Genomic DNA, 15,893 nt, shown 5'->3' on the forward strand with positions numbered 1-15,893 from the left:
TCCGAAACAGGTTAATCTTATCATAACCCATGCAGGGAGCGGACAATTTCGATATCCTGCGCAATCCGGCTCTTGAGTTCATCAAGCGATTCAAAACGGACTTCGTCGCGGATAAAGGATAAAAATGCCACCTCCAGGGGCTGGCCGTAAAGGACCCCGTCAAAGCCATAAAGGAAGGACTCAACCAGCAGCTCCCGGTGCTCACGGTGGACCGAGGGAGCCAGGCCCACGCTTGTGACGGCCGGGAACTCCTTCTCCCCGGCACGGACCCGGCTGGCGTAGACACCGCGCCTGATCAGGGCGGAGCGGACGGGGTAAGGGATGTTGGCGGTGGGAAATCCGATCGACGAACCGATCCGGCGGCCCTGGATCACCGTGCCCGAAAGACGGAAGAGCCGTGTCATCATGGCCGCGGCTTTTTCCATTTCCCCGGCCGCCAGCAGGCAGCGGATCCTGGAACTCGACACCTTGGCACCCTCCCAAAGGACATCCTCGACAATCAGGGGCTGGAGCGCGTGGCTGGAAGCGTAGTCTTCAAGAAAATCAGCGTCACCCCGGCCCTGCCAGCCAAAATGACCGTCTTCCCCCATGGCAAGCAGCCGCCCGCCCAGCCGCTTGGCGATGACCTCTTCCAGAAAATCGGCCGGAGACAAGCTCAAAAAGCTGTCGGTCAGCGGAGCCAGAAAAACCTCCCTGACGCCGGCTTGCTTCAGGGCAGCCAGTTTTTCCTCTTCCGACATGATGAAAGCGTGGCCCAGGGGCTTGCGGTCAAAACCGAAACCGCCCTCATAGGAAAAAGTCAGGGCGGCAGGAATCAGGTTCGCCTCCCGGCATTTTTCAAGCAGGGACCGGATCAGGGCCTGATGACCCAGATGGACGCCGTCGAAGACACCCAGGGCGATTCCCCGTTCTTTTTTGCTGACACCTTCCAGGCCACGAAATACCTTCAAGACAAAAATCCCTTCTCTACAATTCTTGCGGCCGGACAAAGACCCGGCGGGCCCGCAAAAGGCCATCTTCTTCCCGGGTGGCGGCAGCGATCAGGCGGCCCTCCAGCCTGCAGGCCAGCCAATGGACATCAGGGGGCGGCGACAGCCGGCCGGCTTCGCCGGAAGGCGCGGCAACAGCTTCCTCACTGCAGGCAATCTGCCGCCCATGGGCCAGGTCCAGCGCTTCTTTTCGAGTGAGTTCCAGCCCGGGCCAGCCCCGAAAGGCCTCGCCGACCGGGCGCAGGAAGTCTGTCCAGCCATCTGCCAGCGAATCCAGCTGGCAGGCCATGGAAAGATCGAAATGACCTGCTGCCAGACGTACCAGCCAGGCCGCATGGGCCGGGCAGGCAACAAGCTCTCCCAGCCGGCCGGCCAGGGAGCGGATGTAGGTGCCGGCGCTGACCAGAAATTCAACCGTTACCAGCGGGTAGCCGGCCTCATCGGGTTCGACGCCCAGAAGGGCCGCCTCATGCACGGTGACCTGCCGGACGGGCCGCTCCACTTCCAGCCCCTCCCGGGCGTAGCGGTAGAGGGGTTTACCTTTGACCTTGACGGCCGAGTAAAGGGGAGCCTGCTGCGAACGGATGGCCGTCAGGGAGTTGACAGCCTCCTTCAGGCGGGCTGACGCCCCCCTGTCTTTTTCATCCAGAAAGGAGCGCCAACGGGAGGGATCAGCTGCCTCTTCCGTCACCTGCCCCTGGGAGTCCAGGGTGGAGGTGGTGTAGCCCAGCCTGATGCCGCACCGGTAGCGCTTGGCCCAGTTGAGCATGAAGCCGGCCGCTGCCGTCGCCCGGCCTGTGCAGACGGGCAGGACCCCCGTCGCAAAAGGATCCAGGGTGCCCGTATGGCCGACGCGCCGGATGCCGGAGATGCGGCGCACCCGCGCGACCACGTCAGCTGAGGTCATGCCCGCTTCCTTGTTGACAATCAGGATTCCCTCGGCCGGTTCGGTCATGCCTGGGCTGCTTCCTTCATGCAGGCTTTGAGCTGGGCTTCCGCCTGATCTGCCAGAAGCTCTTCTGCCTCCTGCAGGGACATCCCCTGGAGGGTCATGCCGGCTGCCTTGACATGGCCGCCGCCGCCGAAGCGCCCGGCAAAGGCCGCCGAATCGAAGCAGCTGTTGGAGCGGATGCTGACCCGGATGGATCCGTCTTCCGCTTCCACCAGCAGGAAAACGGCAGCCGCACCTTCGGCAGCCCGGATTTCCGAGGCCAGGTTGGACAGTTCATCATCCTGGGCCCCCCGGCGGGCCAGCATGGCGAGGCTGGCGTGGGCGAAAAGAAAGCGCCCGCCTGCCGCAGGCCGGATGGTGGACAGAATGTCCCCCTTGATCTGCAGCCGTTCCATGGTCGTGCGCTCAAAAAGATCGTAATTGAGTTGGGAGAGGTCGATGTCAAACCGCTCCAGCAGGGACGCTGCCTGGCGCAGCGACAGAGGGGTGGTGTTGCTGTAGGCATAACGGCCCGTATCGGTGATGGTGCCGGCCAGGAGCAGGACGGCCATGACCGAATCAAAAACCGGCCGGCCCAGGTGGAGCTCCAGATCCCAGATCATGTCGAAGACAAGTTCGCTGGTTGAGGCGGCGCCCGGGTCAATCAGTTCAAGATCCCCCGCCTGGCCCTGATGGACATGGTGGTCAACAGCGCCGCGGAGCGGCGTCTTCAAGAAGCAGTCAGCCCGCCTGCCCAGCCGTTCCGCCTCGTGACAGTCGATGGCCAGGGCCAGGTCAAAGACGGGGCAGGTTGACGGATTGTAAAGCAGCAGCTCCTCCAGGCCAGGCAGGTGCTGCAGGGATTCGGGCACCGGTTCGCCGACCACCACGGTGGCCGAACAACCGAGCGACCTGAAGGCCCTCGAAAGGGAAACAGCCGCCCCGACTGCGTCAGCATCATACCGTTCGTGCGGGAAAAGGCCGATGCGGCCGCCATCGGCGGCCAGGTCAAGGGCGACCTCAAGCAGCCGGTCCCCCGCCTTCCTGGACTCCTTCATCCTTATCCTCCGTTCGTTTCATGGCAGCCGCCTCATCCTCCTGGCGCACGCGCCGGATCAGGGCATCGATGGCCTCCCCCTCACGGATGCTGTTGTCCTCGGTGAATACCAGGCGCGGGACCTTGCGGGATCTGAGCCGTGATGCCAGCTCGCGCCGCAAATAGCCCCCGGCCTTCTCAAAAGCTTCTGCGGCTCCTTTGCGGTCATCCTCATCACCGTAGACACTGTAGTAGACCCGGGCCACCGCCAGATCCTTCGAAAGCTTGACGCCTGTGATGGTGACCGTTTCATTGATGCGGGGATCAGCCATCCTGCGCTGTATCAGGCCGGCCAGGATGCGCCGGATCTCATCCCCCATCCGTTCCGATCGGTTAAACATCCGCTTCCTCCTCCTTCATGGTGAAGACCTCGATGGTGTCCCCCACCTTGATGTCGTTGAACCGCTCCAGGCTGAGCCCGCATTCGTAACCGGCAGCCACCTCGCGGACATCGTCCTTGAAACGGCGAAGCGAGGCCAGTTTTGTTTCGTAGATGACCACGCCGTCGCGCAGCAGGCGGGCGCTGTCATTGCGGTGGACCCGGCCATCGGTCACAAGGCAGCCGGCGATGGTGCCCACATTGGAGGCGTGGAAAACTTCCCGCACTTCCAGGTGGCCCGTAACCACTTCGCGGAAAACCGGGCCCAGCAGGCCGCGCATGGCGCTTTCGACTTCCTCGATGGCCTCGTAGATCACCCGGTAGGTATGGATATCGACATTGGAAGCCGCGGCAATCTGGGCGGCCGTCGCGGCAGGCCGGACATTGAAGCCCAGGATAATGGCGTCTGCCACCTCCGCCAGGCGGATGTCCGACTCGGTGATGGCGCCGACTGCCCCGTGGATGACATTGACCCGGATCTTGTCGGTCGACAGGTTTTCCATGGAGGAAGTCATGGCTTCGACGGAGCCCTGCGTATCGGCCTTGACAATGATGTTGAGGTCGATCAGATCCTCCTCGCCCATGCGGTCGAAAAGGGTCTCAAGCGACATCCGCGAAGTCTGGCGAAGTGCCGTCTCCCGGTCTTCCTCCCGGCGCCGGTCAACCAGATCCCGTGCCACGCGTTCATTTTCAACCTGGTAGAGGATGTCCCCGCCTTCGGGCACGCCGCCCAGGCCCACGATCTCGGCAGGAGTCGAGGGACCTGCCGCCTCAATCTGTTGGCCGCGGTCGTTGTACATGATCCGGATGCGGCCGACGGTACTGCCCACCACCACGGTGTCACCCTGGCGCAGGGTGCCGCGCTGGATCAAAATGGTGGCCACAGGCCCCCGGGTCGGATCCAGCCTGGCCTCGATAACCGTGCCCTTGGCCTGGCGGTCCGGGTTGGCCCGCAGATCCAGCACATCAGCCGTCAGCAGGATCATCTCCAGCAATTCATCCATGTTCTCACCTGTCTTGGCCGAGACCGGTACAATGGTCGTCTGGCCGCCCCAGTCGGAGTCCATGAGGCCGTACTGGGAGAGCTCACGTTTGACCCGCTCCACATCGGCCTGCGGCTTGTCGATCTTGTTGATGGCCACAATGATTTCGGTTTCAGCCGCCCGGGCATGGTTGATGGCTTCCACCGTCTGGGGCATGACGCCGTCATCGGCTGCCACCACCAGGATGGCGATATCGGTCACCTGAGCGCCCCGGGCGCGCAGGGTGGTAAAGGCCTCATGGCCCGGTGTATCGAGGAAGGTGATGGTCCGGCTGTCCACCTTGACCGAATAGGCCCCGATATGCTGGGTGATGCCGCCGGCCTCGCCTTCAGTCACTGAAGATTCCCGGATGTAGTCCAGGATGGATGTCTTGCCGTGGTCGACGTGGCCCATGACCACCACCACAGGCGGCCGGGAGACCAGGTCTTCATCCTTGTCAACCGTGTCGTCAAAGAGAATGTCTTCCTCCGTGATTTCCACCAGCCGCTGGCTGGCGATCCCGAACTCGGAGGCAATGATTTCGGCAGTATCGTAATCGATCTCCTGGTTGATGGTGGCCATCATGCCCAGGGCCATCAGCTTCATGATGACGTCAGCGGTGGTTTTCTTGATGGCCTCGGCCAGCTCCTTGACGGTCAGCGTGGATGGCAGGGTGACCTGAGTCAGCTGGGCGACAGGCCGCTTGGGCTGTTCAGGTGCGGATTCTACGGTACGCGGCTTGCGGCGCCTGCCCCCGTGGCTGATCACTTCCTGCTGTTCGCGCCGGCTGCGGTCCCGGTAGTCTGCGGGCCGCCGGTCGCGTCCTTTTTGGCTCCTGCGGCTGGCGGCGCCCGGTTTTTGCACTTCCGCCTCAATAACCGGCCCGGGCACCGGTGCTGCCGCTGCCTGTCCCCGCCCCCTGGGCGGCGCGGAGGCAGGCCGCACCGGACGGGCCTCCTCGCTGGCGGGAGCCGCCCGCCTGGGCTGGCGTTCCACTGCCGGGGTGTCCCGGTCGGCGCCGACATAGCTTCCCCGCTGGGCCCTCAAAGGTTTGCCGTCTTCCGTGATCAGGGGGCGGGGCCGCGTTGCGGCCGGCCTGGCCGGCGCAGCCACCGCGGGTTCAGTCACCCGCTCGGTGATGGGCAGGGATTTTTCGGCCACGCTCAAAGGCCTGGCTTTGACCCGCTCCTTTTTTTCAGGCTTGGCTTTTCCAGATTTTTCAGCAGCTGCTTCCGGCTTCTTGATTTCGGCTTTCACGGCTTTCGGTTTTTCAACTTCCGGCTTGTCAACTTCCGGTTTTTCAGCCTTCTTGCGGGCCGCCGGTTTTTTCTCAGGCTCCGCCTTGACTTCAGCTGTCTGCACTTCTGCCTCCGGAGCGGGAACCTCCGGGGCCGCTACAACCGCTTCCGGCTCGCTAACCGGCGCCGGTTTGGGTTTCTTGACGATCTTGATGACCCCCGGGATGACTTTGCCCGAGATGCCCTGCATGTCGATGGTGGACGGTACGGGCAGGTCTTTCAGATCCTGACCGGGCGGTGGCGCCGCCTGCTCCGCTTCCTTGTCCGGGACAGGCGGAACGGGAAGAGGTTCCGGCTCCGGAACCGCTTCCATGGAATCGTGTTCCTTTTTGCGCCGGAGGAGCTCCTCCTCCGTGATGAATCCTGACATGAGCCCTGAATCTGCTTCTTCTCTTTTTGCCATGTTCAGCTCATTCCTCCACTCTCGCGACCTTGATCGCCTGGTCGATTTCGACCCATATTGCTTCCGGCACCGGGCATTTCAAGGCCCGCTGCAGTGATTGTCTCTTTTTGGCCTTTTCCACACAGGCCGTCCGGCAGCACAGATAAGCGCCCCGGCCAGGCAGCTTTTGCCCCCTGTCGATCCGGACGCCGTCTTCCGACGCCACCAGGCGCAGGAGTTCTTCCTGCAAAAAAGATTCCCGGCATCCGACACACATTCTCAGGGGCTTCTTCTTCAAGCTTCCGGTTCCTCCAGCGAGTCAATGGTGCTCTCCAGCCGGTCCAGGTAGCTGGTCGCCGTTTCCTGGTCATCGACCTGAAGTTCCTCTTCAGTTTCTTCCGGGACCGGATCTTCCTCATCCGCATCGCCCCGCTCGGCCTCATCGGCCGCCACGGCTTCATCGAAATCGGGCATCCAGGCAGCCTCCAGCATCTCCCGGTATTGCGACTCGCTTTTTATATCAATTTTCCATTCGGTCAGCTTGGCCGCCAACCTGGCATTTTGTCCTTCCTTGCCGATGGCCAGCGACAGCTGGTGATCGGCCACAATCACCCGGGCGCTTTTTTCTTCCTCATCCAAAACCACCCGGATGACGCGCGCGGGTGACAGGGCACTGGAGATAAACTCCGTGATGTCCGGATCCCACTCAATGATATCGATCTTCTCCCCGTTAAGCTCGGTGATGACCGACTGAACCCGGGTCCCCCGCTGGCCCACGCAGGCACCCACCGGATCAATATTGGAGTCATGGCTGGTGACCGCCATCTTGGTCCTGGACCCGGCCTCCCGGGCGATGTTGACGATCTCCACGATCCCCGCCCCGATTTCGGGCACTTCCTGCTCAAAGAGGCGGCGGACCAGGCCCGGATGGCTCCGGGACACCATGATGACCGGCCGGTGATCCCGCTGATCCACCTTCATGATGAAAAAGCGCATGTGCTTTTTGAAAGTGTAGTTGTCCAGCCTGGACTGCTGGTTGTAAGGCAGGACCGCCTGGGCACGGCCGATGTCGACCAGGACTTCGTTGCGGTCCCGCCGCTGGACAATGCCGCTGGCCAATCCCCCGACCCGGCCGGAGAATTCATCCTGGATCCGCAATTTTTCAGCCTGAGCCAGCTTCTGGTTGATGACGCTCTTGGCTGTCTGGGCCGCCAGGCGCCCGAAGTGCGAGGGATCCACCTCCCGGACCAGCTGGTCGCCCAGCTCCAGATCTCCGGACAAGGCGTGAGCCTGGGCCAAAGACAGTTCGCTGTTGGGATCGTGGACTTCCTCCACCACGGTCATGGGCTGGTAAACCCGCATCTCGCCGGTCCGCCGGTCAATATGGGCGGTGATGCCATCATTTTCGACCGGCCGGGACTCACCTTCCTGGGCCGGCTGGCCCTCGCGGTCGCGCATTTTCTCCCGGTCCTTGGACCGGATCTCAAATTCCCGGCGGTAGGCTGCGACCAGGGCATCTTCAATAGCCTCGATCAGGGTTTCCATTTCGACGCCCCGCTCTTTTTCCAGCATCCTCAGCGCTTCGATAAATTCCTGGTTCATGTATGCTCCTTATTAATTGCTAAAAGACAACTTCCCTCTTCACCCGGGCAATATCCCCGAAGGGGAAAAGCCTGATCTCTCCTTTTTCCGTCTCCACCCCGACTGATTCGCCCTCGACGACCAGTTTTCCAAAAAAACGTTTCTCCCCGTCCACCGCCTGATACAAACTGATCCGGACCCATTCGCCCTCATGGCGCAGGCAGTCCTCCAGATTGTTCAGGGGCCGGTCAAGACCGGGTGAGGACACTTCGAAGACATCAAAGTCGTCCAGGCCCAGCTCCTCCGAGATCAAAGGGTCGGCCATCCCGCTCAGGCGCTCGCAGTCCTCGATGCCCACGCCGCCTTTTTTATCGATGATCAGACGCAGGACGGTCCGGCCTCCCTCATGGACATAGAGGACGTCCAGAAGGGCCAGGTCCATGCCGGCCGCCAGGGGGGCCAGCTTGTCGTAGATAATTTTTTTATTCTCTTTTTGACTGCTCATGATCTACCTGTCAGGCCTTACGATGAAAAGAGCGGGAAGCCCCGCTCTTTTTGCTACAAAATTCGCCGTGGAGACATTATAGCAGGTTTTAACCGCCGGTCAAGGATGGGCCTTACAGACCGCACTCAATTGATGTAAGCTGGAGGAAATCCAAAAGGAAGCAAAAGGAGAGAAAAAAACGATGGCCCTGATGGAATACAAATGCCCCAATTGCGCGGGTCCCTTAACCTACGAGCCGGGAACCCGCGACATGGTCTGCCCCTACTGCAATTCGGTGGTCAGCATCGAAAGCCTGGAAGCCATGGATGCCATCCTGGAAGAAGCAGAAGAAAGCGAATCCCAGGACTGGTCCTATGCGGGGAACGCCTGGCAGCAAGGCGAGCAGGAAGGCATGGCGGTCTACGCCTGCAATTCCTGCGGGGGTGAGATCATCGGCGATGAGAGCCTGGGCGCCACCGCCTGCCCTTTTTGCGGCAACCGGATTGTCATTTCCTCCAAGTTCGCCGGCAGCCTGAGGCCTGATCTGGTCGTCCCTTTCAAACTGACCAAGGAAGAAGCCAAAAAGGCCCTGGAGAGGCACTACCTGGGCAAACGGCTGCTTCCCAAGGTCTTCCGTGACAAGAACCACCTGGATGAGGTCAAGGGCGTCTACGTGCCTTTCTGGCTCTTTGACGCCGAGACCGGCGTCAAGGCAGACTATGAGGCCTCCAAAACAAAGAGATGGAGTGACAGCCATTTTTATTACACGGAAACTTCCCATTACCATGTCCACCGGGAAGGCAGCATGGTCTTTGACCAGGTGCCGGTTGACGGGTCACAGGCCATTGATGACACCCTGATGGAATCATTGGAACCCTACGACCTGAAAGAAGCGGTCGATTTCCAGACGGCCTACCTGGCCGGCTACTTTGCCAACAAGTACGATGTGGCAGCGGAAAGCTGCTTCCCAAGAGCCGATGAGCGGATCCAAAGAAGCGCCAAACAGGCCTTCCGCAACACGGTCAGAGGCTACCAGACCGTCAATCCCAAGCGCGAGGAGGTCAGCCTGACCGGCAGCCGGGTCACTTATGCGCTCCTTCCCGTCTACCTGCTTTCAACCAGCTGGGAGAACAGGAACTACCTCTTCGCCATGAACGGCCAGACAGGGAAGCTGGTCGGTGATCTCCCCCTGGATAAAAGAGCTTACCGCAGCTGGTTCTTCAAGATCTTCAGCATCGCCGCCCTGATCCTGGTGGCCATCTCCCAGCTGCTGGTCAAATAAAGGAGGAAGCCATGTATCTCTCAATATTCACCACCATCATCCTGCAAAGCGCTTCCCCTGACATCAGACAGCGGCTGACGGCTGCGGCCATCGCCCTCCTGATCGCCCTCCTCATCGCCTGGATCGGGGTCAGCAACATGAAAGCCAAGCTGAAATCGGTCAGAAAAGAACAGACAGCCAACCGCTACATCCGGGAGGACAGCCTGACCCTGACCTCACAAAGGGATCTCTTCCTCCATAAGCAGCTGGAAAAAAGGCCCAAGGCGGAAAAAAGTAAAGAGGGTAACTCCTGAACCCGAAAAGCAGGGACAAGGGCAAAAATCATTACAAACGTTAAACGGACAAAACAATCACATCTGCCGGCAAACCTCCGGCCCATCAGCTGATGGGCCGGAGCAGGCATTTTTCTTCAACAATGTCACCATTCTCTAAGTGAAAGGAATCTTTCTGATTTCCACCACAATTTCCTCTGACGCCGTAAAGCTGCTGCCCCAATGGCCGGGATGCTCACCCGGATTGCCGGATGGCGTGACCTGGCAGGTGACCGACTGCGCCTCCCCCAATGCCGGCTGCAGGGAGACGGTATCTTCACTGAGGCCAAATATGGCGCCATTATCCCCAATATTCCCTCCGTAGACGTCATCAGCACTTTGCCACTTGAAGCCGACATGCACCGCCCGGTTGGATTTGCTGGTCACCTTAATCTCGGCGTGAACAGCATCCGTGTCGGATCTAGTTCTCCAAGCGCCAGAGCTATAGATCATGTACTCAGGGTCCCAGGTTCCCGCGTCATAGGTGAACCGGAGATCACCCCAGTCCACGGTCACATGGTAGACTCCTTCCTCCGGGTCCTGGAGTTTCACCTGCACCGTTCCTCTTTCCGACCGCGGGATCTCAGCGGGATCGGGATCATCGCCCTCCGCGTAGACTCCCGTCGACATGGTCATAAACATCAAGAGGGCCAGCAGGGCTGTCAGTACTTTTTTCATTCCTTCTCTCCTTTGCTCTCATCCATTTGCTTATCGCCTCTTCCTTTTTGCTAATCTACGTCAACCGTAACCGGGATATGGGCCCTGACCCGGGCCTTTTCACCGGTTTCGGGATCGTAGCAGTCCACATTGAAACGGGCGTTATAGCCGCCTTGTTGCATTTCAATTCCCTTCTTGAGCGCCAGGCGCTCCAGTGAATAACCTGCCCGGATCCGTCCGGATTCCGCGATGATGACCCCCTTCTCCTCCGTGTCAACGACCAGCTGCAGGACCACCTCGTGGCTGGAATAACCGGGATTGGCAAAGTAAAAAGAGAGGATGCCGCTCTCCCGGTCAAGGAGGACCCGGTCCTTGTAGATCATGGATACCTGGCCGCCCCCATGCTCCCGGTCTGCTCCCTGGCCCGGGCCTTCCTCCCTTAACGAAGCCCCGGGCTCCCGGTCCGGCACCAGGTATTGCGGCGATCCTGTGAAAAGGGGCCGGTCGACATAGAGCAAGACGATCAGGAGCGCAATGAGTGAAAAGAGGGCCAGGTGCAGCATGAAACGGAGTTCTTTTCTCGGCCCGAGCAGTTCCAGGTAGCGGTCCCCTGCCTCATTGACAGAAACATAACCCAGGGACCGGTAAAAGAATCGGCTGTAAGTCAAATAAGGTGACACAGAAAGGGAAGTCTTTTCACCTTGCGAAAGCCGCAAGACCGCTACCGGATTTCTGGCCCTGCCTCTTGCGGCCTCCCCTGCCAGCCTGTAGGCGCCTGTCGGGTATAAGCGCTTCATTTTCCCCCTGGAATAGCAAGCCAGGGTCTTCCTGCCCATCCTGACCGACCGGTCATAGTCCGGTTTCCGGATCAGCAAATATTGTCTTTCCCTGGCCATAATCCTCCAAGCTTCATGCTTAACTTCGGAACCGCCAGTCCCCGAAAGGTGAAGATCCGGGCGGCAAAGCATTAAGTTGATTCTGGGAGAAAAACACCCGCAGGCGCCTGGGATCAGCGGCACTGAAGCGTCTTTTTCAGTCAATTTGGCGAAGAGATGACCCAATGAAAGACATGAGGGAAGACAGGCCGGCAGTCCGGGGCTCCGGGTTGTCTTGGGGCCGCATCTAAACTTAGCAACTTCGGTACCTGGCACCGGCAAAAGAGTTAGTATGAGGGAGAGGGAACAAGCGCGGCTTCCGATGGAGAACTTTATGGCAACGCCGGTCCGGTTGGATTGAGATGGAACTTGCTCAAAAAAGTTGGGGCCAATGGAATACCCTCCACTGATGTATGGTGGGGGCAACTTCGATGCCTGGCACCGGCCCCCCCGGCTTGCGCCACTCAATTACAATCGGCGGATTTTCGCCAGCGAAGCGGTGGGTTTGCAGCGGCATCGCCGATTGAGAAGCCGTTTCCCCACGCGACAATGGGAAAGGAATGATGGCCATGCGCTTTTCAAGGCAAGTTCCCCATCACCACGGCGGCCTGCTCACGCCAGACCGGGAAGGGCCCGCTCAGGACAGCAGGCAGGACGAAACTGGAAACAAGGCTGCGCATACCTTGGAGCAAGCGGCTTTCAGCATCCACAAGGGTCCGAAGGGCAGGTATTACTGGCTGCACGAAACCAACCTGTACCGAAACCCTGCCTTCCTTTTTCTGATGTGGAAGATCTTCTTTTTCATCTGGCTTGCCGTGGCAACCTTTGTCATGATTCTCACAACCTGGGGCGACGACCTGATTGAGGCGCTCCGCAATATCGGCCTCCCCCTGGTCTATGTCCTGATTTTTGTGCTTGTCTTGATCACCTTCTCCTACTGGGTTTATGCCCTTATGATGGGAGGAAAATACAGCGTGCTGTTTGAGATGGATGAAAAGGGCGTGACCCACACTCAACTGCCAAGACAGTTCAAAAAGGCTGAAAAGCTGGCAGCCTTGACCACGCTGACTGGCTTGGCCGCGAAGACCCCCTGCACTGTTGGCACCGGGCTCTTGGTCTCGGGTAGTCAGTCGATGCGCACGGACTTCAAAAGGCTGCGCGCCATCAAAGCGAGCCGCAGGAAATGCACGATCAAGCTGCGGTCCAGCGACCTGATGCATAATCAGGTCTACACTGCGCCGGAGGATTTTGATTTTATACTGGGCTTTATCCGGGCGCGGAGCAGTCAGGCTCGCTTTCAGGGGCCTGATCCACCCCAATAGCGCGCTTCGTCAAAAACAGAGCGTGACGGCTGGGCGAAAAATATTTGTTGGCTGTAGATGGCGTCAATCTTGATTCCGGAAGGCTTCGGCTAGGCAGGTGTAATTCGAGGAATACCGGATTTCGGGATGCTGGTTCCTGCCCCTGCACAACGGCGCCGACGGACGAGCGCATCAATGTGGATCTGCCCTCCCGGGCGCATCAGGGTGAGGCGCCTGAACCAGTCCACAGCGTCTGGATACATTTTTTAAGTACAGCCATTAGCTGCACCCAATAAGCGTGAACGCATCATACGAGGGGCCTGGCACCGGTACCCGCAGATCTCCCATAAATCGAATGTGAATGTGCCATATTGCGGATACCGGACTTGAGGCCAATCAGTCATTTCCCGGAAGCAGGCAGCATCGCCCACTCTGATACTGTGTCCTTTGTTAAGGCAAATATGCACGGTATAATCAAATTGCAATACTCCTTTAAAGTCATGGCTGGCTATGCGGCGCAAGGCCCGTTGCCAAAATCGCGCATTCGAATCGCTTGGGGGCTCAGAGATGATCAGCAAAGTCCAGGGTATCAAATTTTATGCGAAGGCCGCTGAACAAGATGTGGATTTGCAATTGTTCTTTGAAAAAAAGAAGCAAAAAGAGAACTTCTATAATACCGTCCTGGTTTATGGCCATAACGGGTCTGGAAAGTCGACCCTCGCAAGAGCCTTCAAAAGCATTGGCAGCGGTGATGAGCCAGGCGTCGAAAGACCGGAACTTCTCGACAAAAGCAAGAGGCCCGTTCAGCCGGGTCCTGACGCCAGGCTCCCCATATTTGTTTTTGACGAGAGTTATATAACCGACAACGTGCGCATAAACAAAGAAGGTTTGTCGTCCATCGTTCTATTTGGTGAACAGGTAGGCCTTGACAGCAGAATCCAGGAATTGAAAAAGGAATTGGCGGCATTGGGGGATGAACTTGAAAAAGCCAAATCAAAAAAAGAAGCGCTTAGCGGCATGAAGAACCTTGAGTCGCCGGACTTCGCCAAAGAATCGTTGCGGGATCGGCTGAAAGGAGATCGCAGCTGGGCTGGAAGAGAAAAAACGATAAAGGGTTTAAAGCACAATTCTCCTGTTCGTGAGTAAGCTTTAACGTCTATCATCCAAACTTCCCCCCAATTGTCCGAATCGAAATCCGATGCCGGGCATCAGTTTGACAGGAAACTGAAACAGCTCGAAGTGGCAAGAAAAGGCGTGCGGCTGGACAATCTTCCGGTTGTCGGTCCCGAAACTTTCCCAGATTTTCAATCCTGTGCCATTCTGTTGAATAAAACCATTGACGATTCCGCACAATCGCCTGAATACCAGCGCGTCCAGGAACGCATGCTGGAAGAGGATTATCAGGAAAAAGTTGAAACACAGATTTTGCCGGATGCTGTCCATTTTTGCCCACTCTGCCAGCAGGCAATTTCCGACAATTACAAGCGGCAGCTGGAAAAGCTTGTGGCAAGGGTGAGTGAAGCAGAGATTTCTGTTTTATCGGGCAAGGTGAGAGCTTTGCTATGGGATTCACCTGTTTTGGAGGAACTCCTGGAACGTGTTGAAGCATGTCGACAGGTTTCGCTTGATCAACCCGCCTGCGAGCTTGATCATCTCGAGCAAGCGCTGGAGCGTGCCTTCGGGTTAAGAGATGAACATAATCGCCTGATCAAAAAGAAACTGGCAGACCCTTACAAAAAAACAACCTACCAGCTGAATTGGTCTCCGATCATCGAAAACCTCATAAAGGGAATAGAGGGGGTCCAAAAGGTCATTGAGCAATACAATGATAAGCTGGGAAATCTGAAAGACATAACGAACAGTCTGCTGGAACTGAATCGGGAACTGGCCTTTTATGAGAACCAGAATCTCATTAAGGCGTATAAGAACAGCGTCAAGATGAAAGCGGAAGCCGAGGAGAGTTATAAGAAAACTGAACGGGCATACAAGGACAAATTCAGTAAACTGGAGGATAGGAAAAATGAATTCAAAAACATACAAATCGCCACTGAAAAAATCAACGTCTACCTGACTTTTGTCTTTTTGGATAGGGATCGTTTGAGAATCGAAACCGAGAATGATCGCTATGTCATCTATTCGAATGGCAAAAAAATCCCGCCCGAATGCTTGTCCGAGGGGGAAAAGAATGTGATCGCCCTGGCTTACTTTTTTGTGCAGGTCTGCGCAGATCAGCAAGAAAATCACATGTTCAAAAAAGAAGTGATGCTTGTCATTGACGACCCCGTTTCAAGTTTTGACCGGGACAATAAACTCGGCGTAACGGCTTTTCTTGGAGATCTCATCCGCAATTTCGCATGCGGAAACAGTTGTTCCAAGATCCTCTTGCTAAGCCATGATCTGTCAACAATCCAGGCGATAGGTCTTGATAGCGAAGGCCTCAGGTCAAGAACCCTGCGTTTGCTCGATTGGAAAACGGTCAATTTGGACTTGAAACGCTATAACGAGTACAAGGAACTTGTCGGGCATTTGTTGCGCTACATAAAAGATGAAAAGTCAGATTTTTCAGATTTAACCGTTGGAAATGGCATGCGAAGAATACTGGAAGCTTATGCTTCCTTTAACTACGCCGTGGGAATCAGAAAATTGCTTCGACTGGAATCCATTGAGAATAAATTGGGCAAAGGCAACCCTGAGCTTGGAAAAGCATTGCTCGACAATTACCGGAGAACCTTCAATCCGCTTCTTCTGCATGGGGAGAGTCACACGGAAGAGCGTGTGAAAAGTTCAGACAGTGAGGATCTGTTCAGGCAATACTCCACGGAGAAGAAAAAAGATGCTGGCAAGTTCCTCCTGTGTTTTCTATTTCACCTGGATTCGCTTCACATAACCCACATGCTGGCCGACCACCGGGACGCTCTTGACACGATTCAGGGATGGGCGGATCAGGTAGAAGAATTGGCAGGAGAAAGAAGGCAAAAAAATGGCTCTCTTAAGGCCAGTCGGGCCGACTGAATAGCCGAGGCATTCACAAACCTTCAGTTTGCCAAAAAGATTTCAACCGCTCATTCTGCCATTGTCGATTGTTTTGCACTGCCAGGAGTTCCGGCAGGCAATGTGGTTATCGTACTTGATTCAATTTGCCGATCCAAGATCCTCCCATTATTGCCACACGGAGCTCTCGTAAGCGTCCTTTAATCGACGCTTGTCCCTGGTGATTACGCTCTGGATAATGGACTTGTGAGAACTGTGTTTTCTGGCTGAAGAAAACCCAGTAAACGCAAGTAAAGTGGAGGAGCACAACCCCA

Annotated in this window: 15 protein-coding genes; 5 read left to right on the forward strand and 10 right to left on the reverse strand. The window is 57.3% G+C overall.

Features of this window, described 5'->3' with window-relative positions:
• Positions 1-20 precede the first annotated feature (20 nt).
• From ribF to GX839_03985, 8 genes are read right to left on the reverse strand one after another with little or no spacing between them, the layout of a single operon-like run.
• Positions 21-950 carry a riboflavin biosynthesis protein RibF gene (gene ribF / locus GX839_03950; protein NLB04613.1) on the reverse strand — a complete coding sequence of 310 codons (930 nt, stop codon included), beginning with the start codon at positions 948-950 and terminating at the stop codon, positions 21-23.
• A 16-nt stretch (positions 951-966) separates the two neighbouring features.
• Complete coding sequence (gene truB, locus GX839_03955) at positions 967-1,944, reverse strand: tRNA pseudouridine(55) synthase TruB (GenBank protein NLB04614.1); 978 nt, start codon at positions 1,942-1,944, stop codon at positions 967-969.
• Positions 1,941-2,978, reverse strand: coding sequence for a hypothetical protein (locus GX839_03960; GenBank protein NLB04615.1), 1,038 nt, complete (start codon positions 2,976-2,978; stop codon positions 1,941-1,943). Before GX839_03960 ends, truB begins: the two co-directional genes overlap by 4 nt.
• Complete coding sequence (gene rbfA / locus GX839_03965) at positions 2,941-3,357, reverse strand: 30S ribosome-binding factor RbfA (protein ID NLB04616.1); 417 nt, start codon at positions 3,355-3,357, stop codon at positions 2,941-2,943. Before rbfA ends, GX839_03960 begins: the two co-directional genes overlap by 38 nt.
• A complete protein-coding gene (gene infB / locus GX839_03970; GenBank protein NLB04617.1) occupies positions 3,350-6,118 on the reverse strand; it encodes a translation initiation factor IF-2 in 2,769 nt (922 codons plus the stop codon). Before infB ends, rbfA begins: the two co-directional genes overlap by 8 nt.
• Before the next feature lie 7 nt (positions 6,119-6,125).
• On the reverse strand, positions 6,126-6,374 hold the full coding sequence (locus tag GX839_03975) for a YlxR family protein (GenBank protein NLB04618.1): 249 nt from the start codon (positions 6,372-6,374) through the stop codon (positions 6,126-6,128).
• Positions 6,375-6,391: 17 nt separating this feature from the next.
• Positions 6,392-7,699, reverse strand: a complete 1,308-nt coding sequence (nusA, locus tag GX839_03980; protein NLB04619.1) for a transcription termination/antitermination protein NusA — start codon at positions 7,697-7,699, stop codon at positions 6,392-6,394.
• Positions 7,700-7,718: 19 nt separating this feature from the next.
• Complete coding sequence (locus tag GX839_03985) at positions 7,719-8,183, reverse strand: ribosome maturation factor RimP (protein ID NLB04620.1); 465 nt, start codon at positions 8,181-8,183, stop codon at positions 7,719-7,721.
• A 181-nt stretch (positions 8,184-8,364) separates the two neighbouring features.
• On the opposite strand from GX839_03985, the gene GX839_03990 reads away from it, so the two are divergent.
• Both GX839_03990 and GX839_03995 read left to right on the forward strand, forming a co-directional pair.
• Positions 8,365-9,444, forward strand: a complete 1,080-nt coding sequence (locus tag GX839_03990) for a hypothetical protein (protein ID NLB04621.1) — start codon at positions 8,365-8,367, stop codon at positions 9,442-9,444.
• 11 nt (positions 9,445-9,455) lie between these two features.
• Entirely contained in the window at positions 9,456-9,737 is a 282-nt protein-coding gene (locus GX839_03995; protein ID NLB04622.1) for a hypothetical protein, read from the forward strand.
• Positions 9,738-9,872: 135 nt separating this feature from the next.
• Here the strand turns inward: GX839_03995 and GX839_04000 are convergent, their stop codons facing one another.
• Together GX839_04000 and GX839_04005 are read right to left on the reverse strand one after the other, a co-directional pair.
• Positions 9,873-10,433 (reverse strand): hypothetical protein, encoded by a 561-nt coding sequence (locus GX839_04000; GenBank protein NLB04623.1) that lies wholly within the window; start codon positions 10,431-10,433, stop codon positions 9,873-9,875.
• 50 nt (positions 10,434-10,483) lie between these two features.
• A complete protein-coding gene (locus GX839_04005; GenBank protein ID NLB04624.1) occupies positions 10,484-11,308 on the reverse strand; it encodes a hypothetical protein in 825 nt (274 codons plus the stop codon).
• 548 nt (positions 11,309-11,856) lie between these two features.
• Here GX839_04005 and GX839_04010 point away from each other — a divergent pair.
• From GX839_04010 to GX839_04020, 3 genes are all read left to right on the forward strand, one after another.
• On the forward strand, positions 11,857-12,609 hold the full coding sequence (locus GX839_04010) for a hypothetical protein (GenBank protein NLB04625.1): 753 nt from the start codon (positions 11,857-11,859) through the stop codon (positions 12,607-12,609).
• Between the two features lie 546 nt (positions 12,610-13,155).
• Positions 13,156-13,734 carry an AAA family ATPase gene (locus tag GX839_04015; GenBank protein ID NLB04626.1) on the forward strand — a complete coding sequence of 193 codons (579 nt, stop codon included), beginning with the start codon at positions 13,156-13,158 and terminating at the stop codon, positions 13,732-13,734.
• Positions 13,735-13,827: 93 nt separating this feature from the next.
• A complete protein-coding gene (locus tag GX839_04020) occupies positions 13,828-15,600 on the forward strand; it encodes an AAA family ATPase (GenBank protein ID NLB04627.1) in 1,773 nt (590 codons plus the stop codon).
• Positions 15,601-15,893: the final 293 nt, after the last annotated feature.

Origin of the sequence: Fastidiosipila sp. (assembly GCA_012511175.1) — a bacterium.
GTDB lineage: Bacteria > Bacillota > Clostridia > Saccharofermentanales > DTU023 > UBA4923.